The sequence below is a fragment of the Flavobacterium chungnamense genome (assembly GCF_039539165.1).
Lineage (GTDB): Bacteria > Bacteroidota > Bacteroidia > Flavobacteriales > Flavobacteriaceae > Flavobacterium > Flavobacterium chungnamense.
Genome location: NZ_BAABCS010000017.1, coordinates 72,961 through 97,573 on the forward strand (window position 1 = coordinate 72,961; position 24,613 = coordinate 97,573).

The window sequence follows — 24,613 nt, forward strand, 5'->3', positions numbered from 1 at the left end:
TTTAGAAAGTACTAAATTACGAAATTACTCCCGAACCAACTAATTCATCTTCAATATTCCATGCAACAAATTGTCCTTCTGTTATTGCTGATTGTGGTTGGTCGAAGTAAACATAAAGTCCGCTTTCAAATTGATATAAGGTTGCTTGTTGCAATTCTTGTCTATAACGAATACGAGCCATTACTTGCATTGACTCGCCATTTTTAAGTTTTAAATCTTCTCTTACCCAATGAATTTCAGAGGAATTTACTTTCAAAGCTTTCTTAAATAAACCAGGATGATTGTGTCCTTGTCCGGTATAAATCGCATTGGATTTAACATCGGTAGCTATTATAAAAAGTGCTTCCTTTGTACCGCCAACATTTAATCCTTTTCGTTGACCGATTGTGAAATAGTGAGCACCTTGATGCTTTCCAACTGCTTTTCCACTTTCTGAATTATATTTAATTGAAGTTGATTCAAAAATTAGTTCTTCTTCTAATGAATTAAAAGTAGGTTTTGAAGTGTTATAAATTTCGCTATCCGCAGGAATTTCATAAATCAAACCTTCTTTTGGTTGCAATTGTTGTTGTAAAAATTCGGGCAAGCGAACTTTTCCTATGAAACATAGTCCTTGAGAATCTTTCTTTTCTGCAGTTACTAAATCCAATTGCAATGCTATTTCTCTGACTTGAGGCTTAGTTAATTCACCAATTGGAAATAAAGATTTAGCTAATTGTTCTTGAGATAATTGACAAAGAAAATAAGATTGATCTTTGTTATCATCTTTACCTGAAAGTAATTGATAAACAGGCTTTCCATCGACTTCGATTTCTCCTTTTCTGCAATAATGACCTGTTGCCACAAAATTGGCACCAAGTGTTAGAGCAATTTTCATGAAAACATCAAATTTAATTTCTCGATTGCAAAGAACATCTGGATTTGGAGTTCGTCCGTTTTCATATTCTTTGAACATGTAATCTACAATCTTTTCTTTGTATTGTTCGCTTAAATCTACTGTTTGGAAAGGAATTCCAAGTTTTTCAGCTACTAAAAGTGCATCATTACTATCTTCCAACCAAGGACATTCGTTAGATATTGTAACAGAATCATCGTGCCAATTTTTCATAAAAAGACCGATTACTTCGTAGCCCTGCTCCTTTAAAAGATAAGCAGCAACACTAGAATCTACACCACCAGAAAGTCCGACGACAACACGTTTCATTTTAATACTTTTATTTAAATGCAAATTTACATTAATAAAAACAAAAAAAGTATATGCTTTAATTGTTAAAACATATACTTTGGTAAATATTATTTATTATCAAATTATCTATCTTCCTCTCGAGTCATTGGTTTTTTTACAAACTTTCTAACCTTTTGTTTGCTCATGTTTTCTTTTACTCTTTTTCCGTTTTTGAAAAATTCCCATATTCCTTCTTTTTTTCCATTTACAAAATTTCCTTTTGCCATTACTACATTGTCAGAACTTTTAAAGACCGCAGGACCATCGAATTCTCCATTTTTATAGTTACTTTCTTCAATGATGATTCCGGTTTCTGTATATTTTTTGTAAGCTCCATTTTTGATGCCTGCTGTGTAATTGCATTCTTCTGCGATTTTTCCACTTACATAAAATACTTTTCTAACTCCTTCTAACTTTCCATTTTTGTAAAATTCTTGAGTCATAATTTGTGGGGAATCTTCATGATAATATTTCCACTCACCTTCATACTTTTTATTTGCCACTTTACCTTCACTAACTTTATTTCCTTTTTGATTATAGAAAATAGTGTAGCAAGAATTATCTTTTGCATTAAACTCTCTTGTAGCTATTACGATTCCATCTTTAGTATCATCAAAAAACTTGAATATTCCTGTTTCTTTTCCATGATTGAATGTTCCTTCGTATCTGGGACGCTTAGATTCTTCGTAAATACCTTTCCATATTCCATGCTTTTTACCTTTTTCATCCAACTTATTGATGTCTTGAGCAAAGATTGAAATTGTAAAAAATAAACTCAGTAGTAAATATTTCATATGTAATTCTTTCTATTATCTGTATAACTATATTAATAGTATTTTATTATGGCAAATTTAGTTCCAAAAAAAGTGTAGTGCAAAAAAATTATTTGAAAATTAAAATATTTGTATACTTTTGTTACTGATTATTAGTATTTAAGAAAACCCTTTAAATAAAATTATGAAACATTTACCTACCCTAAAAAAACCACTTTTAATTGCACTTTTTTTATCAATTTCAACTTTTTTTTGTAAATTGTAGTCAAGAAGATGACATTAATGCTCAAAAATTAAGCATCTCAAATTTTGTTCAAGCTCAAACTAATTTAACTACATTAGGTATAGCATTAGAAAGAACTAATTTACTTGCAACACTAAATGGCGATACAAAATATACACTTTTTGCTCCAACCAATGAAGCTTTTGATTCCTTTTTATTAGACAATGGTTTTGCAAACATTAATGCTGTTCCAACAACAACATTGAGAGAAATTCTTTTAAATCATGTTGTAACTCAAGTAAAAACTGCAAATGATTTACCTTATACTGGTTATTTAAAAACATTAGCCGTAGGAAATGTTTCTGACAACAACTTAAGTTTATTTATAAATAAAACTAATGGTGTGGTTTTAAATGGTATCTCTGAAGTTACTGCTGCAAATAACAATGTAAGTAATGGAATTGTTCATGTAGTTGATGCTGTAATTGGATTACCTACAATAGTAACACATGTTAGTGCAAATCCAAATTTCAATTCATTATCAAGTTTATTGACTACTACTGGTCAACCTGATTATCTTACTACGTTATCTGGTTCTGGTTCTTTTACATTATTTGCGCCATATAATACTGCATTGACAGCTTTAAATAATGAATTACCAGGTGGTGTTGCTGCTTTAAGCTCAGCACAATTAACAAAAATTTTAAATTATCATGTTGTAAGTGGAAACTATTTAGCTTCTGATTTATCTGAAGGACAAGTTTTATCTACATTAGAAACACCTCAATCTATAAAAGTATTGCTAAGCACTGGTCCTAAATTAAAAGACGCTAACAACAGAAATTGCAGTATTATCATAACTGATATTCAATGTACTAATGGAGTAATTCATGTATTAAGTCAAGCATTACGTCCAAACTTATAATATAATTAACTATTATATCTAAAGCTGTCAAATTTTTGGCAGCTTTTTTTTGTTGTAGTAAAATTTGTATAAGAAAAATACTGTAAATTAATCCATATATTTATGTATTTTGTTTAATCTTTATTTTACTATAATAAACAAAAATTTTCAATATTTAGTAGAAAAAAAATACAACTAATTGATTTTAAGGGTTCAACAAAAAAGTTAAACCTATTAAAAAATTTAATATTTTGTTTAATCATTTTGTTACTTAGCTAAACGAAATAACTCTAAATAAAATTATTATGAACACAAACAAAACCAAATTAATCGCAATTTTTGCTTTTTTAGGATTAATGCTAACTTCTTGTAGTGATGATGACAATCCACAACCAACAGTAGACAATACAATTACAGGTATTGCTTCTAAAGCCAGTGATTTAACATTACTAGTAAAAGCGCTTAAAAAAGCTGATTTAGCTACAACGTTACAAGGCGCTGGACCATTCACCGTTTTTGCCCCAACCGATCAAGCTTTTATTAATGCTGGGTATACTGCTTCAGTAATTGATAATTTACCAGTTGCAGATATTCCAGGACTTAAACAAATTTTGTTAAATCATGTTGTAAGTGGTTCAGTTCAGTCTACTGGATTAACAAATAATTCTTACATCAAAACTTTAGCAAAAGGAACTGCATCAACAACAAACACTTTAAGTATGTATGTTAATACTACATCTGGTGTGAGATTGAATGGTGTATCATCAGTAATCACAACAACAGCTGGTTCAACATTTGATATTATTGCTACAAATGGAGTTATCCATAAAGTTAATGCAGTAATTACATTACCAACTATTGTGACTCATGCTACTGCTAATTCAAATTTTAGTACTCTTGCACAGTTATTAACTGATCAAAATCTAATTCCAACTTTAAGTGGAACTGTAAGTTCACCGTTTACAGTATTTGCTCCTTTAAATAGTGCTTTTGATACAGCTACAACAACTTTGTATGGAGGTTTAAGTAGTGCCAAAAAAACAGCAGTTTTAACATATCATGTAGTGGCAGGTGCAAATGTTTTATCAAATGCGATTCCTACAACACCGGTAACAACTTTTGAATCAGGAACGTTCACAGTATCAGGAACAGTTATTACAGATGAGCAAAACAGACAAACGAATATTGTTTTAACTGATGTACAATGTGCAAATGGTGTTATTCACGCGGTAAACAAAGTACTTTTACCAAATAGTGTACCTTAATAATCTGCATACAAAAACAATAAAGCCGTCTCAATTGAAACGGCTTTATTTGCTTTATAAAAAACTTTTATTTCTTATTTAATTTCTTTTGTTCTTCGGCTTGTTCCATCATTTCTCTCATTTTCTTTTGGAACTTACTTTCTGTTTTTGGTTTAGTTTTATTCTCTTGAATTTTAGCATGAATTTTATCGCTATCGATAAAGTATTTTTTGATAACTAACATAATTCCAATAGTAATTAAGTTAGAAATAAAGTTATATAAACTCAATCCTGAACCATAAGTATTGAAGAAAATCAACATCATTACAGGAGAAACATAAATCATGATTTTCATAATTTTACCCATATCTGGCATACCCTCTTGTTGCGGTTGCGCCATAGCTTGATCACCTGAAGTCATTTTCATATAGAAGAAAATAGCTATTGCAGCCAAAATTGGAAACAAACTCACGTGATCACCATACAAAGGAATATTGAATGGCAACTTGAATATTTGGTCAAATGATGATAAATCGTCTGCCCATAAGAATCCTTTTTGTCTTAACTCAATTGCTGATGGAAAAAACTGGAATGAAGCATACATAAAAGGTAACTGAATTAATGCTGGTATACAACCAGCCATTGGATTTACTCCAGCTTTATTGTACAATTTCATTGTTTCTTGTTGTTTCTTCATTGGGTCTTTTGCGAATTTTTCTCCCAATTCAGTAATTTCTGGACGCAAAACTTTCATCTTAGCTTGTGACAAAAACGACTTGAAAGTAATTGGCGACATTGCAATCTTGATAATGATTGTAAATACAATAATAGCAATTCCTAATCCCATAAACGAACTCAAAAATCCGAAAAGCGGAATGAAAATTAGTTTGTTTATCCAACCAAAAATACCCCAACCAAGTGGAACAATATCTTCAATATTTTTATCATATTTATTCAACAACTTATAATCCGTTGGACCATAATACCAATTCATTTTGTAATCTAACTCGCCATTTTTAAATGCCAATGGCAAAGTAGTTTTAAATTGTTTTGTAAAAACAGTATCAATTTTAGCATCGTTAACTAAATCTGTAGAACTAACTTTTACATTAGCAATTGGTGCTTGAGATAGTAAAATAGAACTAAAAAAATGTTGCTTGTAAGCTATGAAAGTAGCTTTTTCTGCAACTTCATCTTCTTGTTTTCCACGTCCCAAATAATCCACTTTTTGATCATTTTCAAAATAGAGTTCTGTATATTGATTTTCGTAAGAAACACTTTTCTCATTTCGATAGGCTTTCAAATCCCATTGCAAATCAGCCGCTTTTGAAGTGTTTAAAACCTTGCTTAATCCTTGAGTACGAACGTCAAAATCTAACATATAATCGTTAGCTTTTAACACATATTTGTATTCTAAAAACTCATTTGCTCCTGATTTTAACTTCATAGAAAGGATTTGATCTTTTCCGTTTTTAGTTAAAGTTGGTTCGAAGAATAAATCTTTAGTGTTTAGAACTCGATTGTCTTTAGTTTGAAGTTCAAGATTGAAATTAGCGTTATTATTTTTGATTAATTCAACTAATTGTCCTGAATTCTTTTCAAATTTCTTGTAGTTTTTTAGAACTGCTTCAGCAATATATCCACCTTTATTAGCGATTTTTAAAGTCACTAATTCGTTTTCAATAGTAGTGAAATTTTCTTTTGCTGATGGCAATGTTGCTGAATAAGCAAAACTTCCTAAAGCACCAGCTAATTTTTGAAGTTTAACTGTATCATTAACTGTAGTGTCTACAACTGTTTGTAAAACTTGTTTTGTAGTAACTTCCTTAGCTTTTTTAGCTTTATCGATTTTTTCTTGCTTGCTTTTTTGAGCTTGTTCTTCTTGTGATGTTTTTTGACTATTGTACATCATCCACATAATAATCCCGAAGATTAAGGCGAAACCAATAATCGAATTTTTGTCAAACTTCTTTTCTTCCATTACTCTTTATAATTTATACATCAGTCGTTGTTTTGACTGTTTTGTTTCCAATTTTCAAATTATTCTGAAAATTATTTTTTATTCTTTACCATTGCGGCCACAAAGCTAACAAAAATTGGCTGTGGATTGGCAACAGTACTTTTGTACTCTGGATGGTATTGCACACCGATGAAAAATGGATGATTTTTAATCTCTACAATTTCAACCAAACCTGTGTCTGGATTGATTCCGGAGCTTATTAAACCTGCATTTTCTAGTTCGGCTGCATACTTATTATTGTACTCATATCTATGACGATGACGTTCTGAAATTTGTGTTTTACCATAAATTTGATGTGCCAAAGTGTTTTCTTTCAAATCGCATTTCCATGAACCTAAACGCATTGTTCCTCCTTTGTCGGTGATGGTCTTTTGTTCTTCCATCAAATCGATTACTGGATTGGTTGTGTTTGGATTCATTTCAGTTGAATTGGCATCGACTAATCCTAAAATAGTTCTAGAATACTCTATAACAGCCATTTGCATACCTAAACAGATTCCGAAAAATGGTAAATTATTTTCACGTGCGTAACGAACAGCTTCAATTTTTCCTTCGACTCCTCTTTCTCCAAAACCTGGAGCCACAAGAATTCCATCGATTCCTTTTAGTTTTTCGGCGATATTTTCACTGTCAATATATTCTGAATGAATACTGATAATGTTTACTTTAGTTTCATTAGATGCACCAGCATGAATAAATGCTTCCAAAATCGATTTATAAGAATCTTGCAATTCTACATACTTTCCAATCAAACCAACATTAATCGTATGTTTTGGATTTTTTAATCGGTGTAAAAAGGTGTTCCAATTTTCTAAATCTGGAGTATTTTTTTGAGGTAAATCTAATTTTTTTAGAGCCACAACATCCAAACCTTCTTCAAGCATCAACAAAGGCACTTCATATATTGTTGAAGCGTCGATGGATTGAATAACTGCTTCGCGTTTTACATTACAAAACAAAGCTAATTTTTGACGAATCTCATCAGACAATTCGTGTTCGGTTCTACAAACTAAAATGTCAGCTTTGATACCGCTTTCCATCAATGTTTTTACTGAGTGCTGTGTTGGTTTTGTTTTCAATTCACCTGCTGCAGCCAAATATGGAACAAGCGTTAGGTGTATTACAATTCCGTTACTTTCTCCCAATTCCCATACCAATTGACGAACCGATTCGATATAAGGTAATGATTCAATATCACCAACTGTACCACCAATTTCAGTTATTACAATATCAAAATCACCTGAATTTCCTAACAATTGCATGCGTTCTTTAATCTCATTGGTGATATGAGGAACAACTTGAACTGTTTTTCCTAAAAACTCACCACGACGTTCTTTTTCAATAACTGAAAGATAAACTCTTCCTGTAGTTACATTATTTGCCTGTGATGTTGGAACGTTTAAAAATCGTTCGTAGTGACCTAAATCTAAATCGGTTTCGGCTCCATCATCTGTAACATAACATTCGCCATGCTCATAAGGATTCATAGTCCCTGGATCGACATTTAGATAAGGATCAAATTTTTGAATGGTTGTTCGGTAACCTCGTGCTTGTAATAATTTTGCTAAAGATGCCGCAATAATTCCTTTCCCTAAAGAAGAAGTCACACCGCCAGTAACAAAAATGTATTTCGTTTGATTCATTTTATTGTTTGTTGTAGTTGTGTTGTTGTAAAAAACGATGCAAAAATAAGAATTTAAAATGGATTATTAGACTTTTAGATTATTGGATTGTTAGAAAAAAATCCTAAAATCTAGTAATCAAATAATCTAACGATCTGTCTTCGGATATTGCTTTTTAATATTGCGAATTAGCTCTTCTAAACCGTTTAATTTGAGTTCGTAAACGAGTTTGAGTTGTTCGCCAAGCTGACCATTTGGTAAACGATTGTTGTGAATCCAAACTAAATAATACTCTGGTAAGTCAATAAGGTATTTGCCTTCGTATTTACCGAAAGGCATTTTGGTGTGAGCTAGCTTGATTAGAGATTTTTGTTGGTCGTCCATTTTTAGAGAAAAGAAGAAAGAAAGAAAAAAAAGAGCAAAGATAAAAAAGAGCAAAGATAAAATCATTCTAGTAACGAAGTGGTCTTGTTTCTTTCAGCAAAGCGGTCTTACATCTTATTTTTTCCAATTAAAAACAATTTCCTTCTTAATATCTGGATGCAAACTATAAAAAACTGGACAAGTCATTGCTGTTCTTTCTAGTACGGTTTTGGTTTTATCGTCAGCAATTAAATTCATATTGAAAGTAACGTGAATTTCTGTGATTCTTCTTGGTTCGGTTCCCATGATTTTGGTTACTTCTGCTGTTGAATTTGAAAAATCTATCTCTAAATCGCGTGCTTTTATTCCCATAACGGTAAACATGCAACTGGCTAAACCATTGGCAACGGTGTCTGTTGGAGAAAATGCTTCACCTTTTCCATTATTATCAATTGGCGCATCTGACATAATCTCAGAGCCTGATTGAAAATGAATGGAAGAAGTTCGTAAATCTCCTAAATAAGTTACTTTGGAAGTTGCCATTATTGTACTTGTTTTATTGTTAAGTCTTCGTCGTAATAAAGAATATAAATACCATTATTAGTGTAACCGCCTGAAATTTTCTTAGCGTAATCAAACTTACTTTCTACTTGTTCGGTAGCATCATCATTGATGGATTCTTCAAAAGGTTTGTCTTGTGCTAATCGCAACATTGTATCAAAAGTTAAATCAAAACCACGAACAGCGTACTGATTTGGAAGTATTTTATTTTTCTTTTTAAAAGCTCTCTCAAATTTTTGTGCTTCATCAGAATCGTTGTCTTTTGTTGCTGAAGGATAAGCCATTTTTAATTTTGTCAATCGAGACAAAGCAATTTCTTCAAAATCAAGAGTTTCGTTGGGTTCTAAAATTACCAATTGCACTTGATAGTCTTTCATAACGCTTGACATTGCAGATGTTGTTGTAAAAATAGTTCCGGTTTTTTCTGAAGCCATTACAACATAATTTATTCTGTCTTTTACAAAATGCTTTTTGATACTATCGGCTACAAATCCTCCTTTGTCAGTAACTCCAACTACCTTAACATCTTTTTGAAAATCTTGAATATACTCTTTTATTGAAGTTTTTTTAGGATCGATTACTGCGATTATATTTCCGTTTTTGGATTGCATGTAGCTGAACATTGCACCTTTAACTGCGTCGGCATGAGGCATTGATTGAAACAAGTTCTTATATGATTTTCCTTCGTCTCTTGACAATGGTGAAATTACAGGAATGTTTTTGTTCTCTAGAGCATCAGCTACTTTTTCAACATTTACTTGATAGAACGGACCAATTACTGCATCTGTTGATGAAAAATCATTATTAGAAATAACCGAAAGAGCACTAGTTGAATTTTTAGTTTCTTGAGAATCGTAAATCTTAATATCCAAATTCATTCCGAGAACTTTGGCAGAATCTATTGCCATTAAAGCTCCTGCATAAAAATCTAAAGTCATGTTTAGAAATTTATCCTTTTTCAATCGTTCAGAAATTGAAGTAACTGTATCGTTTTGAATTTTAGAAGCATTGAATGGTAAAAACAAGACTAATTCTTTTCTTTTTTGATTGGAAATAGATTTTGTCAAGTCTTTCAAACTGTTTTTAGTTTCTTTAGAAAATGAAAGAGTTGCTGGAACTTTTAAAATCATTCCTTCTTTAACACCTTCTTTCAAACTTGGATTTAATCCGATTAATGAAGCTTCAGATAATCCTAAAAGTTTGGTAAGACTGTACATTGTCTCGCCTGATTTTACAGTATATTCTAAAGTATTTCCTTGATAAGCTTCTGTTTTTGGTTTTACAACATCAGCAGTTGTAACAGCTTTCTCACTGCTGTTTATTTTCAATTTGAAACCAACAGGAAGATTGTCTTTTATCTCTGGATTTTGCTTTTCAAGTTCTTCTACTGAAATTCCGTATTTTTTGGAAATACTATATTTTGTATCACCTGCAACTACCTCATGAGTAGTCCTAATTTTTGCTTTATGAATAACAAATTTGAACTCTGATGGAATTGTTAATTTTTGTCCTGGTTGCAATCCATCAGTTTTTAGAAAAGGATTTTCTTCTTCCAATTCTTCAATTGAAACTTTATATTCTTTTGAAATACTATACAATGTTTCCTTGGGTTGCACTTCATGAATCTTAGCAGATGCTGTTTTTACTTCATCATTTTTTACCTCTTTTTCAATACTTTTAGGAATAAGTAAAATAGCATCTGGTTGAATTCCGCTTTGCGAATCTGGATTTAACTTATAGATGTCGTAAGGTGTCACTTTGTACTTTTGTGCAATTTGAGTAATGGTCTCTCCTTTAGCCACTTTGTGCTTAGTATAATTCTGTGCTAAAACAGAAGTCGCAAACATCAATACTACAATGTAAATACCTTTTTTAAACATATCTTTTAATTTATTTCAAATTCAGACTGAGACTGCCAACTTTCTTACTCCCATTCAATAGTTGCTGGTGGTTTTGAGCTAATATCATAAACAACTCTATTCACACCTTTCACTTTATTGATGATTTCGTTAGAGATTTTCATCAAAAACTCATATGGTAAATGTACCCAATCAGCGGTCATTCCGTCGGTAGATTCTACTGCTCGAAGTGCTACTACTTTCTCGTAAGTACGCTCATCACCCATTACTCCTACACTATTAACTGGAAGCAAAATTGCTCCTGCTTGCCATACTTTATCGTACAATCCGTGTTCTTTTAATCCGTTAATAAACACTGCATCAACTTCTTGCAAGATACGCACTTTTTCTGGTGTAATATCGCCTAATATTCTAATCGATAATCCTGGACCTGGAAAAGGATGTCTTCCTAATAATTCAGGATCGATTCCTAAAGTGGCTCCAACTCTTCTCACTTCATCTTTAAATAACATTCGAAGTGGTTCTACAATTTTCAATTTCATAAAATCGGGTAAACCGCCAACATTGTGATGTGATTTAATTGTTGCACTTGGACCTTTTACCGAAACCGATTCTATTACATCAGGATAAATCGTTCCTTGTGCTAACCAGGTTACATCTTCTATTTTGTGCGCTTCATCATCAAAAACTTCTATAAAAGCATTTCCTATGATTTTACGTTTTGTTTCTGGATCATCAACTCCAGCCAATGCTTCCAAAAAACGTGCCGAAGCATCAACGCCTTTGACATTTAATCCCATGTCTTTGTATTGGTGAAGAACGTTTTCGAATTCATTTTTACGCAACAAACCATTATTAACGAAAATACAATATAGATTTTTACCAATAGCTTTGTTCAATAAAACTGCTGCTACGGTAGAATCTACTCCGCCAGAAAGTCCTAAAACTACTTTATCATTTCCAACTTTTTCTTGTAAATCTTTAACGCAATCATCTACAAAAGCATTTGGAGTAAAATTTTGAGGAACTTCTGCGATTTTTACTAAGAAATTCTCCAGCATTTGTTTACCATCAGTTGAATGATAAACTTCAGGGTGAAACTGAATGGCGTAAGTAGTCTCGCCTTCAATTTTGTAAGCTGCATTTTCAACGTCGTTGGTACTTGCTAGTTTGACACCGTTGGTTGGTAAGTGTTTAATGGTGTCACTGTGGCTCATCCAAACTTGTGAATTGAGGTTTACATTTTCAAAGAAAACTTCGTCTTCCTTTATATAGGATAAATTGGCTCTTCCATATTCTCTGATATTGGAAGCAGCTACTTCTCCACCTGAAAAATGAGCTAAATATTGCGCGCCATAACACACGGCAAGCAAAGGTAATTTACCTCTAATTTCGGACAAATCGATTTGCAAAGCATCTTCTGAGCGCACCGAGTAAGGGCTTCCGCCAAGAATAACCGCTTTGTAAGACGATAAATCAGTTGGAAAATTGTTGTAAGGGAAAATTTCGCAGAATATATTTAATTCGCGAACGCGGCGTGCAATAAGTTGTGTGTATTGCGAGCCGAAATCTAAAATAAGTACGTTGTGTTGCATGTGCAAAAGTACTATTTTTTAGTAGAAAATAAAAAGTGGAAAGTGGAAAAAGTTTGAAGTTTTTGATAATAACAATTGGGGTACCACAACCTAACCGTTGATATACTGTTACTATACCGTTTCCATACTTGAGAGTACTCTAACTATTACTTCCTTCCTATTTTGTTCGTACTTTGTTCGTACTTTGTTCGTACTTTGTTCGAGAAAAGGTTTATTTTTTGTTAATACAAGCTATTTTAATAAAAACATAGGGTACCACAACCACGAACAAACTACGAAGGAAACTAGAACTAATTATTTAGTATTAAATGGAACTAGTTAAATAACCTTTAAAAAAATTAAATTACATTTTTTATTACTAATTCTTCCTGTTTTACTACTTTTGAAAACAACCAAAAACCTAAACTATGAAATGGTATTTACACGCAATTAGAAATTACGCCAACTTTGATGATCGTGCCAGTCGCACAGAATACTGGATGTTCAGTTTGTTTAACTTGACGTTTGCTTTATTTTTCTTTTGCATTGATTTATCCTTTAAAATTAATTTTGATGGACATTTAATTGGTCCTTTTTATATTCTTTATTTCCTTTTTAGCATCATTCCTTCACTTTCAATGGCCGTAAGACGATTACATGACGTTGGTAAAAGCGGTAGTTATTTATTTTTAGGATTAATTCCTTTAGCTGGTCTATATCTTATTGCATTATATTGTACAGAAAGTGAAGAAGAAGAAAACGATTATGGTGATAAACCTGTAAATTCTGATATTGCTGATTTCATTTTAGATAGCAAAACCTCATCAACTATTCTTATATCGTTTTTACTTTGGATTTTTACTAGTAAAATTATTTGGACTTTCATTGTAAGTTCTTCAGAAAGGTTTTATGAAAATCCGATCTATAAATATTTTAATGTGTTCAGTAATTTTATATGGATGTTTATACCTATTATCTTGTCCTTATCCGTTAGAAACTACAAATGGAAAATTATACTACTTATTTGTTCGGTAGGCTATATGTTATATGGATTTTACGAATTTATTAAATCCTTCATGCTAAGTTCTAATGATTTTCAATTTTAATGATTAAAACAATTCTTTATATTGCTATTGGTGGTGCCATTGGTAGTGTTTTACGCTACTTAACATCTGTTTTTGTCAATAAATATTGGGCAAATCATTTTCCTTTGGCAACATTTATTACCAATGTTTTAGGTTGTTTTTTAATTGGAATTTTGATTGGAATTTTAGAGAAAAACAACTTGGCTAATAGCAATTTAAAATGGTTTTTAATCACTGGATTTTGTGGTGGTTATACTACTTTTTCCACCTTTGGTTTTGAAAATTATACTTTATTTCAAAACAATAATTCCTTGTTAGCTTTTGGTTATATTGCTTTAAGTGTTTTGTTAGGGCTTTTTGCGGTTTGGTTAGGACTTTTTGTTTCTAAATAAAACTTTAAATTCTGTGTTAATCTGTATAGTGATTGTGTTAATTTTTAGTATTTTCGCAACCTATGAACGAAAAAGACATTTTAGCCATTCAAGAATTACTGGCTTCTCCAAAGAAAATTGCAATTATTCCACACCGAAGTCCTGATGGTGATGCCATGGGTTCGACGCTTGGTTTATATCATTTTTTATTAAAATTAAACCATCAACCAGTAGTAATTGCACCCAATGAATTTCCTGAATTTTTGGCATGGTTACCATCTTCAGAAACAGTTTTGGTTTATGAAAATGATAGAACAAATTGCACACAAATTCTTAATGAAGTTGAACTGGTTTTCACTTTAGACTTCAATGCTTTGCACAGAACTGGAGAAATGGAGCAAGTTTTAAGCAAACTTTCTGCTCCAATGATAATGATTGACCATCATCAATTGCCTGATTCATATGCAACTTTCACTTATTCAGACACTTCATTTGGTTCTACTTGTGAAATGATTTATAATTTTATTGGGGATTTGAATCAAAAAGCCCTAATCGATAAAACCATTGCAACTTGTCTTTATACAGGAATTCTAACGGATTCTGGCGGATTTAAGTTTCCAAAAACAACAGGAACTACGCACCGAATTGTTGCTGAATTTATCGATCTAGGTGTTGAAAATACAGAAATTCCGAATTTACTTTTCGATAATAATTCCTATGATAGATTGCAATTATTGGGAAGAGCTTTGCAAAATATGAAAGTGCTTTTCGATAAGAAAACTTCATATATTTCGTTATCTCAAAAGGAATTAGACGAATTCAACTATGTAAAAGGTGATACTGAAGGCATCGTAAATTATGGCTTGAGTATAAAAGGTATCGTTTTTGCAGTAATTTTCATCGAACNATGCGGCTGGAGGAAAATCGTATGATTCATTAGCAAATACAATAAAGAAATTTGAACAAATCATTTCTAAAATTGAACTATAAATTATGAGAAATATAAAAATCAGCGTTGTTTTTATCTTTGTTCTTTTAACCTTAATTGGTTGTAAAGAGCAACAAGCAAGAATGCCAATTTCAAGAAATTCTGGAGCTTTCATGAATGAATCTGTGGAACGCAATAAAAAATTGATTAAAGGTGAAGAAAAGCAGATCGATTCTATTATCAAAAGCAATCCTCAAATTAAGTATTTGACTTCCCAAAAAGGATATTGGTACCATTATGAAGTGAAAAATGATGTTGATACTTTGCGTCCAAAGAAAGGTGACGTTGCTTTTTTTGATTATGAGATTAAAGACATTTCAGGAAATATTATTTATTCGCAACTTGAGCTTAAACCACAAACCTATATTGTTGACAAACAAAACATCATGTCTGGTTTGCGTCTTGGAATAAAACAAATGCACAAAAACGAAAAGGTAACTTTTTTATTTCCATCACATTTAGCTTTTGGCTATCATGGTGATGAGAGAAGAATTGGAACCAACGAACCATTAATATGCACTGTAACTTTAAACGATTTTAAACCCGAAAACAAACAATAGATTAAACAGAAATGAAAAAGAGAATAATTTTACTATTAGCAGTTATTACAACGTTTTTTGTAGGATGTAAAGACGAACACACCAACTTAAAAGACGGATTATACGCAGAAATTGAAACTTCAAAAGGAACTATTTTAGTGGCATTGGAATATGAAAAAACGCCTATTACTGTAGCTAATTTTGTGACTTTAGCAGAAGGAACCAATTCGTTTGTTTCAGAAAATTTGAAAGACAAACCATTATATGACAATTTATTATTTCACAGAGTTATCTCTAAATGTAATGGTGATGCCGAAGACTTTATGATTCAGGGTGGCGATCCACTTGGGAATGGTTCTGGTGATTGCGGTTACAAATTTAAAGATGAAATTACCGATTTAAAATTCAATAAAGGTGGTTTATTGGCAATGGCTAATTCTGGTCCTGCAACAAATAGCAGCCAATTTTTTATCACTATCAAAGAAACTCCTTGGTTGGATGGAAAACACACTATTTTTGGTCATGTTGTAGAAAACGGAATGGAAGTCGTGAATACTGTAGTTCAAAACGATGCTATAAATTCTGTAAAAATCATACGCAAAGGAGAAGCTGCTAAAAAGTTTGATGCTGTAAAAGTTTTCAGTGATTACTTTAAAGTAGAATCTGAACAACTGAAAAAGCAAGCCGCTATTGATGCAGCAGCACTTAAAAAATCTGTTACTGATAAAATTGCCTTTTTTGCAGAACAAAAAGCAGCTTCAACAAAATTACCTTCAGGCTTACAGTATGCAATATTAAAAAAAGGAACAGGTAAGAAACCAATTGCTGGCTCTGAAATATATGTAAATTATGCCGGATTTTTAGAGAATGGAACATTATTTGATACCAGTTCAGCCGAAATAGCAAATGCTTTTGGAAAATTAGATCCGCAACGGGCTTCACAAAATGGTTATAGTCCATTGCCATTTCAATGTGGTTCTAAAGGTGCTGCTATTCCGGGATTTGAAGAAGGATTGTCGTTATTAAATATTGGAGATAAAGCCATTTTATTTATTCCTTCTAATTTAGGTTATGGAGAAAATGGTGCTGGAGATGTAATTCCACCGAACGCAAATATTATTTTTGAAGTCGAAATATTAGAAAAACTATAATGAAGTTGTTTAAACTTTTTTCAATTGGCTACAAAATTGTATTTTTATCCCATATTTCATCTTTTTTTAATTCCGTAGTCCAACTATGCAATAAAAAAAAGCTAAAATCTGAAACAAAAACCCTAATTTTTCGCTTCAATCAAAAAAGTATAAACCACTTCAATTAAAACCGATTAAAACTAGAACAATGAAAATGAAATTTAAAATCATGTTGTTATTCTTTTTAGGATTAACAATTTCGAATGCTCAAACTAAAAAGAAGAAAACTGCTAAAAAAGCTACGACTGAAGTAATAGCTAAAGCTACCAATCCTAATGATGGAATTTTTGCAGAGATTGAAACTACTAAAGGTAAAATTGTACTTCGATTAGAGTACAAAAAAACTCCAGTAACCGTTGCTAACTTTATTTCTTTGGCGGAAGGTACTAATCCAAAGGTTTCTGAAACTTACAAAGGAAAAAAATTCTATGATGGATTGAAATTCCACAGAGTAATTAAAGATTTCATGATACAAGGTGGTGATCCTCTTGGAAATGGTACTGGTGGACCTGGATATGCTTTTAAAGATGAATTTACCGATTTAAAACATGACAAAGGAGGAATTCTTTCTATGGCTAATTCTGGACCAAAAACTAATGGTTCGCAATTCTTCATTACACACAAAGAAACACCACATTTAAATGGAGTTCACACGGTTTTTGGTTCAATTGTATCTGGAATGGAAGTTGTGAATGCTATTGAGCAAAACGATGTTATTACAAAAATGACTATCGTAAGAAAAGGTGATGAAGCTTTAAAGTTTGATGCTCCTAAAGTATTTGAAGAATATTTTACCAATAAAGCGGCTGAAGAAGCAAAAGAAGCTGCTGAAAGAGCTGCTGCCAATGCTTTACTTTTAAAAGAATTTGACGAAAAAGGAAAAACTACAGCAAGCGGAATAAAATATATTGTTATTAAAGAAGGAACTGGTGCAAACCCAACGGCTACAAGTAATGTAAAAGTACATTATACTGGAACTTTCCTTGATGGAAAAGTTTTTGACAGTAGTGTTCAAAGAGGTCAACCAATTGATTTTGGATTGAACCAAGTTATTCCTGGTTGGACAGAAGGTGTTCAATTGATGAAAGAAGGTGCTAAATACAAGTTTTTTATTCCTTATAAATTAGCTTATGGTGAAAGAGGTGCTGGTGGTGTTATTCCTCCAAAAACCGATTTGATTTTTGAAGTAGAATTACTAAAAATCAATAACTAACAAAATACAAAAACCCTCATTTATTGAGGGTTTTTTATTGCTTTTACTTTTTAAATTTCCAATCAAATTCGTCTTTGTCATTGATGATGGCTCCAAGTTCTATACGAAGTATTACATCATATTCCGATTGTAATGTGAGCCAATTGCTTTCATTAAAATGATTTTCTGTAGAATCGAAATCTTCTTTCTCCCAAGATTTGAAAGGCAAATCAGCAATTAGACTTTTTACATTACATCCTATTACTTTTTTGTCTAACAAGGTTGCATTTTCATTGGAAGTGATAATATAACCCAAACGAAAATCTTCATCTTCATAGAACGTTAAACGCAGTTTATGTTGGTTGTACAAAAAGATTGTGTTGTTATCATCGTCTTCAAACTTCTTATCTGGAGCGCCATAAAGTGCTGTTACATCTTGCTGCTTCATTCCGAAAAGCAAAGTATCAATTCCGTTTTTTGGGTTTAGTTTCATCTCATTTGTATTTAACCACAAAGGTCGCAAAGTTTTTTTAAGAAGTTAAAGAAGTTTTGGTATTTTTACGGAAGTAGTTGTGGGGTTTTTTACTTTTATAGCGACTATTTATGAGTTGGTGGCAATGTCACAAAACGTATCGTCCTAAAATAGGTTGACTAAAAATTAAACACTTTTAGTAACCCATGGAAACACCAAAAAACAACGTTCAATCTTTAAAATTAAAATTATGACTGAGGTAACAAATTTACTAGAATTAAAACAATTGTAGGAGGATCAGGTTTATTAAATGATGGAGTGGAAATTAGATATGTAAAAGGTCATTCTAGCTCGGGTGATGGTGGTGGCGGAATATTTATTTGGAGAACATTAGATATTTTCACTTCCACAAACCCAACTATTGGTATTTATAGCACCGACAATAATGGAACAATTATACAATCTATTGTAAATGGTATTCCCAATAATGATGGTCGTTGGATTAGACAATATGATGGTTTTATTAATGTTCTTTACTTTGGTGCATTTGGCTTTGGAAATGATTATACAATAAATTTACAAAATGCTATAGATTTTGCTAGTTTAAACAGTAAAATCAATCCAACTCTCAAAGGTTCAACTGTTTTTATTCCTAATGGTAGCTATGTTATTTCAAATATTATTTTAAAAAATAGCATAACTATTTTAGGAGAATCTATTACATCAACTATTCTTTATGCAACACAAGGTACTGAAAATGAATATATGTTTGAAATGGAAAGAGGTTTAGTTATCATAAACATATCAAACTTATATCTGTCTGGTCAAAAATCCCAAAGAGGTGCTTTTCATTTTAAGTCAGATTTCCCATTAGGACCACCTTTTTTGGGTGGGTTACAAAACTCTAAAATTAGTGACATTGTTATATTTGGTTTTTTTGGTCATGGTATTTTTCTTGAAGGCGGACGAGAATTTTCAGAAGGATTGCTTCCTCACCAATTTAATGTTTTTGAAAATGTTCGAGTTTTTAATTTTAGTGAATTTAATAATTCATTGCGAATAACTGGTCAAAATGGTCAACTAACTTTCTTGAATTGTGAATTTGATGGTAATCCAATAAGAGATAATAATGATGTTTATACATTTAAAAGAGGGGTCAATATTTTGATAAGAAACGTGAAAGAATATAATCCAGCTGTGATTTCATTTATAAACTGCACATGCCAATATGCTGATTATGGATTTGTAATAGAATGGGCAGAAAACATTACTATAGATAATTGCTGGTTTGAACAATTGGGAGTTGCGATATCAGTAAAAAGCAATCAAATATCATCGCAAAGTGGTTTTCAACCTTCAAAAAGTATAAATGTTGTAAACAATAGATTTGCCAATGCCGCTGGTTTTGGATCATTAAATGCTCCAAATAATATAAAAGATGGGCAATGTGTAAATGTTTCAAATTCATTTGTTAACGTAAATAATAATTTTGTTGTTGTTACTGACCCAAATGGTGTGTTCTTAGATGAAAATGCTGTTTTTATAATTGCTTATAACAACACCATTGGCGGAGTTTCTGCGCTAGGAAATACATTTTCAGTCAATAAATTAGGTAGAACTTTCGGCATAATGCAAATTATAGATGTAAATGCAATCGATAATTCTATTGACTGCTCCGGACACAAATTGTTATTTGTAAATACGTCCAAAACACCAATCAAAATAATCAAATCTTCAATAAATGCAGGAGAATATCTAACTATTAGAGCAGACCAAGGAAAGATTACGTTCGTAAATACGGATAATATCTTTTTTGTGACTCCAAACACAGATAATTCGTTTTCAATTGATAACGGACAAATAGTAACATTTGTTAAAATTGATAATATTATTTCTCCCTCAATTTATGAAACCTATCAACTCGTTTCAATAATGAGAGAAGTAATTTAATATATTGCTAATCATTTATTTACTAACTTTACAGAAAAAATTATGAAAACTATTCTATCAATATTCATATCTTTATTTTCATTGTTTTTAAATGGTCAATGTTTCCAATCTGTTTCAACACATTATCAACATTCATTAGCACTAAAAACTGACGGTTCACTTTGGTCTTGGGGTAGTAATGATGCTGGTGAGTTGGGTTCAGGTTCAACTTTAAATTCATATACTCCTCAAAGAATTGGAAATGCAACAGATTGGTCAGAAATTTTTGCACAAAGTAGTGCATCATTTGTAATTAAAAATAACGGAACACTTTGGGCATGTGGAGATGGAACAGGTGGAAGGTTAGGAACTGGAATACAAGGTAATGCTTATGTTCTTACTCAAGTTGGGACAGATAATAACTGGGATTTTGTAACAGCAGGAGCAGGAACTATAGCATTAAAAACTAATGGAACTCTTTGGGGTTGGGGTTCTAATGTATTTGGTCAATTAAATTTAGGAGCCGCAAGCGTACAGTTAACTCCTATTCAAATAAGTTCAGAAACTGACTGGATGAAAGTTGTCGCAGGTTCAAATTTTACATTAGCTATAAAGACAAATGGAACTCTTTGGGCTTGTGGCTTAAATGACAAACGACAACTTGGTGATGGTACAAATACCAATAGATTTAATTTTGTTCAAATTGGCACAGATAATAATTGGTTATATTTAGCGACAGGTTTTCTATTCAAACATTCATTTGCAATAAAAACTGATGGAACTCTTTGGGGTTGGGGTTCTAATTTGAATAATGTGCAAGGCTTACCCTCCACAGTACCTTATATAACAACACCAACTCAAATAGGAACAGCAAATAATTGGTCAAAAGTTGCAACAGGTTATTATTCGACAATAGCTATTAGAACTGATGGAACATTATGGATGAGTTCAGCAACAGGCTTTTATCAAATTGGCACTGATACCGATTGGAATTGGATTGATTCTGGCGAGGCACATTTTTTTGCTATGAAAACCGATGGAACGTTATGGGGACAAGGCGGAAATGATTATGGACAACTTGGCCTTGGTAGCTCTATACAGGGAACTACTATTCCTACTCAATTAAATTGTTCAGCATTTTTAAATATTGAAGAAGTAAATACATCGAGTAAAATTGTAATTTATCCAAATCCAACAAATGAAATTTTGATTATTGAAAATAGCTCAAATAGTACAATTGACAAAATTACTTTAACAGACATAACTGGCAAAATTATATTAGAAGAGAATAATAACTTTTCTAAAATGAATATGGAGAATTTTGAAACTGGAATTTATATCTTAAAAATAAGTTCCGATAATAGAATATACAACTACAAAATCGTAAAAAAATAAACACTGCCACCAAGCTATGCAAAGATTTCTATTTTATAAATGTTTCACAAATTTCTCCTGACTTTGCGTATTAATTTCCATTCTTACAAATAACTAATACTCAAACTTCCCAAACTCACTTTCGATTGTTAGTTTTTTAGTTTCGCTTGCTTCTACTCTACCTACAATTTGAGCTTCAATACCAAAAGATTTTGAAATAGCTATAATATCGTTGGCAATTTCTTGAGGAACGTAAACTTCCATACGGTGACCACAGTTGAACACTTGGTACATTTCCTTCCAATCGGTTTTAGATTGCTCTTGAATCAATTGAAATAATGGTGGCACTGGAAATAAATTATCTTTGATAACATGAACATTTTCTACAAAATGCAATACTTTAGTTTGTGCTCCGCCAGAACAATGCACCATTCCGTGAATGTCACTTGAAGTATATTTATCTAAAATAGCTTTGATAATTGGTGCGTACGTACGAGTTGGTGAAAGCACTAATTTTCCGGCATCAATTGGTGAATTTTCAACTGCATCAGTCAATTTTATGTTACCTGAATAAACCAAATCTTTTGGAACAGAACTGTCAAAACTCTCTGGAAATTTGTCTGCCAAATAGTTTGCAAAAACATCATGTCGCGCCGAAGTCAATCCGTTGCTTCCCATTCCGCCATTGTAACTTTTCTCATAGTTGGCTTGACCAAAACTTGCCATTCCAACAATTACATCGCCAGGTTTTATATTGGCATTATCAATAACTTTTCTGCGTTTCATTCGAGCCGTAACTGTTGAATCAACGATTATCGTTCTTACCAAATCACCAACATCAGCTGTTTCTCCACCAGTAGAATGAATGGTTACACCAAACGATTTTAACTCCTGAATCAATTCTTCCGTTCCGTTGATAATTGCTGAAATCACCTCAGCCGGAATCAAGTTTTTATTTCTTCCTATAGTTGATGAAAGTAAAATATTGTCGGTTGCTCCTACGCAAAGTAAATCGTCAATGTTCATGATTAAAGCATCTTGAGCAATGCCTTTCCAAACCGAAATATCGCCAGTTTCTTTCCAATACATATAAGCCAAAGAGGATTTTGTTCCAGCACCATCGGCGTGCATTATCAAACAATAGTCTTCGTCGTTGGTTAAATAATCGGGAACAATTTTGCAAAATGCTTTTGGGAATAATCCTTTATCTATGTTTTTGATGGCGTTGTGCACATCTTCTTTAGAGGCAGAAACTCCGCGCATGGCGTAGCGTTGGCTATTATCAGAACTCATTGTGTAGTTGTTGCGTTGTTGGGCAAAGATAATTCAAAGATTGCAGAAAGCCGATTTCGGAGGAGAATTTTTATATTTAATTTTCAACAATTAGAATTTCAACTCTACGATTTTCGTCTTCTTCTAAAGCATTTTTCTCTGGAATTGGATAAATAGGTCTTGAAACACCATATCCTTTGAAAGTCATTCGCTTTCTATCAATTTTATTTCGAATCAAATAATTGTAAACCGCTTTTGCACGAGCCGAAGAAATTGGATCTTCTTGTGTTGGCGACTTACAACAAATATGTCCATGAATTTCAATCACCAACTTAGGATTATCGACCATAATACAAAGTAATTCGTATAAAACTGGTTCCGATTTGGGCACTACTTTAGCCGAATTATTATAGAAATAAATATTATCTAATTTAATCAAATCGCCTTTTTTGGCTGATTTCACTTTGTCTTTAAGAGGTTCTTTTGGAATTTCTGGCTTTTTATCTGCTACAATAATTTCCTTTTTTTCTTGAAAAATGATGGTAACTCTCCTATTCTCTCCTTGATTTTTTGACTGTTCAAAATCTTCTCCAAAACCACGAATTTCTATATCTTTTTTGACTTCAATATCACTTTCTTTCAAAAAATTATAGACTTCATTTACTCTTTTTAAAGCCAGCGTATCATTGTAGGAATTCGATCCTTTCCAATCGCAAAAACCATAAAGTTTGGTTACTTGATAGTTTTTTCCTTCTGCAATCCAAGAGTTAATTTTTCTGATAGCTTCGTCATTCAAATTGTATTTGTCAAAATCAAAATACACGTTGAGTTTCTCTTGTGCTTGAGCAAAAAAGGTAAAGAAAACAATAAGAAATAGATATTTTCTCATAAGATTATTTGTCTAAAATCATTATCTCAACTCTTCTGTTTCGAGCAGCTTCAAATTCACTTTTCTCTGGAATAGCAAACTTAGGTTTTGATACTCCAAATCCTTTTACTTTCACTCTTTTATCGTCAATTCCTTCCGACATTAAGATTCGTTTTACTTGACGCGCTCTGTCTAGAGAAAGATTTCTTGCGTCTTTATTTACACAACAAATATGTCCTTGAATTTCAATTTTTAGCTTTGGATATTTTTTTAAAACATAAATTAATTCATCGATAGATTTTTTAGACGATGGAATTATAGCAAATGTATTGACATGAAAATTAATATCTTCCAATCGGATTAAGGTTCCTTTGGTAGAAAGTTCAATCTTATCCTCTAAAGTTGCTCCTTCCGGAAAATTCATGTTTTCTTCCTCTATTGGAATAATTTCCTCTTCGACCACAACTTTGGGTTTAATTCCTAATATTTCGTTTTCTCGAGCTAAGTCTTTTTCAAGAATATAATGAATTATTGCTTTTCTATTTTCAGCTTTATTTGGAGAAGTTGCTCCTTTTTCGCCAAGAGAAATACTTTTAAAATCTTCTCTTATTTTTATCTTCCCATTCACTTTAGAATAAATAGAGTTGACACGTTTTTGAGAAAGCGTATCATTAAATCCTGACGAACCAACTTCATCAGTAGAACCAGTAATTGATAAAATTTTAGAGGTTTTATTTTCTAGTATCCATTTATCTAATTTTGCCTGTTCAGTTTTATTCAGTTGAAATTTGTTGTTGTCAAAATAAACAACAAATTGTAATTGAGCTTTAGCATTTTGAAAAAAAACTAAAAACAGAGTGTAGAGTAAAAGTTTCTTCATATTCATGAAACGAAAATACAGAATATTTATTTTATTTTAGCTATCTATCTTAATGGAATAATAATTTTTACTAATTTTGAAAAAA

22 protein-coding genes are annotated in these 24,613 nt (G+C 31.9%); 10 read left to right on the top strand and 12 right to left on the bottom strand.

The window, feature by feature from the left end:
• Positions 1-16: 16 nt before the first annotated feature.
• Positions 17-1,204: a tRNA 2-thiouridine(34) synthase MnmA gene (gene mnmA, locus ABD771_RS09340; protein WP_345093865.1), complete on the bottom strand. Its 1,188-nt coding sequence runs from the start codon at positions 1,202-1,204 to the stop codon at positions 17-19.
• A gap of 104 nt (positions 1,205-1,308) precedes the next feature.
• Complete coding sequence (locus tag ABD771_RS09345) at positions 1,309-2,019, bottom strand: toxin-antitoxin system YwqK family antitoxin (RefSeq protein WP_345093867.1); 711 nt, start codon at positions 2,017-2,019, stop codon at positions 1,309-1,311.
• Positions 2,020-2,219: 200 nt separating this feature from the next.
• Here ABD771_RS09345 and ABD771_RS09350 point away from each other — a divergent pair, with 200 nt between their 5' ends.
• Together ABD771_RS09350 and ABD771_RS09355 are read left to right on the top strand one after the other, a co-directional pair.
• Positions 2,220-3,146, top strand: coding sequence for a fasciclin domain-containing protein (locus ABD771_RS09350; protein ID WP_345093869.1), 927 nt, complete (start codon positions 2,220-2,222; stop codon positions 3,144-3,146).
• A gap of 284 nt (positions 3,147-3,430) precedes the next feature.
• Complete coding sequence (locus ABD771_RS09355; protein ID WP_345093871.1) at positions 3,431-4,390, top strand: fasciclin domain-containing protein; 960 nt, start codon at positions 3,431-3,433, stop codon at positions 4,388-4,390.
• Between the two features lie 67 nt (positions 4,391-4,457).
• Here ABD771_RS09355 and yidC read toward each other — a convergent pair whose 3' ends face one another.
• The 6 genes from yidC to guaA form a co-directional block, all read right to left on the bottom strand.
• Positions 4,458-6,350 (bottom strand): membrane protein insertase YidC, encoded by a 1,893-nt coding sequence (gene yidC / locus ABD771_RS09360; protein ID WP_345093873.1) that lies wholly within the window; start codon positions 6,348-6,350, stop codon positions 4,458-4,460.
• 71 nt (positions 6,351-6,421) lie between these two features.
• Positions 6,422-8,032 (bottom strand): CTP synthase, encoded by a 1,611-nt coding sequence (pyrG, locus tag ABD771_RS09365; RefSeq protein ID WP_345093876.1) that lies wholly within the window; start codon positions 8,030-8,032, stop codon positions 6,422-6,424.
• A gap of 126 nt (positions 8,033-8,158) precedes the next feature.
• Positions 8,159-8,395, bottom strand: a complete 237-nt coding sequence (locus ABD771_RS09370) for a DUF3820 family protein (RefSeq protein WP_344817248.1) — start codon at positions 8,393-8,395, stop codon at positions 8,159-8,161.
• 114 nt (positions 8,396-8,509) lie between these two features.
• Entirely contained in the window at positions 8,510-8,917 is a 408-nt protein-coding gene (locus ABD771_RS09375; protein WP_345093879.1) for an OsmC family protein, read from the bottom strand.
• Entirely contained in the window at positions 8,917-10,815 is a 1,899-nt protein-coding gene (locus ABD771_RS09380; RefSeq protein ID WP_345093881.1) for a PBP1 and LysM peptidoglycan-binding domain-containing protein, read from the bottom strand. The genes ABD771_RS09375 and ABD771_RS09380 overlap by 1 nt, the downstream gene beginning before the upstream one ends.
• A gap of 44 nt (positions 10,816-10,859) precedes the next feature.
• Complete coding sequence (guaA, locus tag ABD771_RS09385) at positions 10,860-12,389, bottom strand: glutamine-hydrolyzing GMP synthase (RefSeq protein WP_345093883.1); 1,530 nt, start codon at positions 12,387-12,389, stop codon at positions 10,860-10,862.
• 407 nt (positions 12,390-12,796) lie between these two features.
• Between guaA and ABD771_RS09390 the strand changes: the two genes are divergently transcribed.
• The 6 genes from ABD771_RS09390 (at position 12,797) to bamJ (ending at position 17,754) form a co-directional block, all read left to right on the top strand.
• Positions 12,797-13,474 (top strand): DUF805 domain-containing protein, encoded by a 678-nt coding sequence (locus ABD771_RS09390; RefSeq protein ID WP_345093886.1) that lies wholly within the window; start codon positions 12,797-12,799, stop codon positions 13,472-13,474.
• Positions 13,474-13,845 carry a fluoride efflux transporter CrcB gene (gene crcB / locus ABD771_RS09395; RefSeq protein WP_345093888.1) on the top strand — a complete coding sequence of 124 codons (372 nt, stop codon included), beginning with the start codon at positions 13,474-13,476 and terminating at the stop codon, positions 13,843-13,845. Before ABD771_RS09390 ends, crcB begins: the two co-directional genes overlap by 1 nt.
• Before the next feature lie 155 nt (positions 13,846-14,000).
• Positions 14,001-14,756, top strand: coding sequence for a DHH family phosphoesterase (locus ABD771_RS09400; RefSeq protein WP_425556470.1), 756 nt, complete (start codon positions 14,001-14,003; stop codon positions 14,754-14,756).
• Positions 14,757-14,817: 61 nt separating this feature from the next.
• Complete coding sequence (gene gldI, locus ABD771_RS09405; RefSeq protein ID WP_345093890.1) at positions 14,818-15,372, top strand: gliding motility-associated peptidyl-prolyl isomerase GldI; 555 nt, start codon at positions 14,818-14,820, stop codon at positions 15,370-15,372.
• Positions 15,373-15,383: 11 nt separating this feature from the next.
• Positions 15,384-16,502, top strand: coding sequence for a peptidylprolyl isomerase (locus ABD771_RS09410; protein WP_345093892.1), 1,119 nt, complete (start codon positions 15,384-15,386; stop codon positions 16,500-16,502).
• A gap of 193 nt (positions 16,503-16,695) precedes the next feature.
• Positions 16,696-17,754 (top strand): BamJ family beta-barrel-assembly machinery protein, encoded by a 1,059-nt coding sequence (bamJ, locus tag ABD771_RS09415; protein WP_345093894.1) that lies wholly within the window; start codon positions 16,696-16,698, stop codon positions 17,752-17,754.
• A gap of 43 nt (positions 17,755-17,797) precedes the next feature.
• Here the strand turns inward: bamJ and ABD771_RS09420 are convergent, their stop codons facing one another.
• On the bottom strand, positions 17,798-18,226 hold the full coding sequence (locus tag ABD771_RS09420) for a hypothetical protein (protein WP_345093896.1): 429 nt from the start codon (positions 18,224-18,226) through the stop codon (positions 17,798-17,800).
• Positions 18,227-18,523: 297 nt separating this feature from the next.
• On the opposite strand from ABD771_RS09420, the gene ABD771_RS09425 reads away from it, so the two are divergent.
• Together ABD771_RS09425 and ABD771_RS09430 are read left to right on the top strand one after the other, a co-directional pair.
• Positions 18,524-20,155 (top strand): pectate lyase family protein, encoded by a 1,632-nt coding sequence (locus tag ABD771_RS09425; protein WP_345093898.1) that lies wholly within the window; start codon positions 18,524-18,526, stop codon positions 20,153-20,155.
• 42 nt (positions 20,156-20,197) lie between these two features.
• Positions 20,198-21,529 carry a T9SS type A sorting domain-containing protein gene (locus tag ABD771_RS09430; RefSeq protein WP_345093900.1) on the top strand — a complete coding sequence of 444 codons (1,332 nt, stop codon included), beginning with the start codon at positions 20,198-20,200 and terminating at the stop codon, positions 21,527-21,529.
• Between the two features lie 93 nt (positions 21,530-21,622).
• On the opposite strand, the gene ABD771_RS09435 is transcribed toward ABD771_RS09430, so the two are convergent.
• The 3 genes from ABD771_RS09435 to ABD771_RS09445 all read right to left on the bottom strand — a co-directional run bounded on the left by ABD771_RS09435 (position 21,623) and on the right by ABD771_RS09445 (position 24,528).
• Positions 21,623-22,801, bottom strand: a complete 1,179-nt coding sequence (locus tag ABD771_RS09435) for an AIR synthase related protein (protein WP_345093902.1) — start codon at positions 22,799-22,801, stop codon at positions 21,623-21,625.
• A 76-nt stretch (positions 22,802-22,877) separates the two neighbouring features.
• Positions 22,878-23,669, bottom strand: a complete 792-nt coding sequence (locus ABD771_RS09440; protein ID WP_345093904.1) for an OmpA family protein — start codon at positions 23,667-23,669, stop codon at positions 22,878-22,880.
• A 4-nt stretch (positions 23,670-23,673) separates the two neighbouring features.
• Positions 23,674-24,528: an OmpA family protein gene (locus ABD771_RS09445; RefSeq protein ID WP_344817264.1), complete on the bottom strand. Its 855-nt coding sequence runs from the start codon at positions 24,526-24,528 to the stop codon at positions 23,674-23,676.
• Positions 24,529-24,613: the final 85 nt, after the last annotated feature.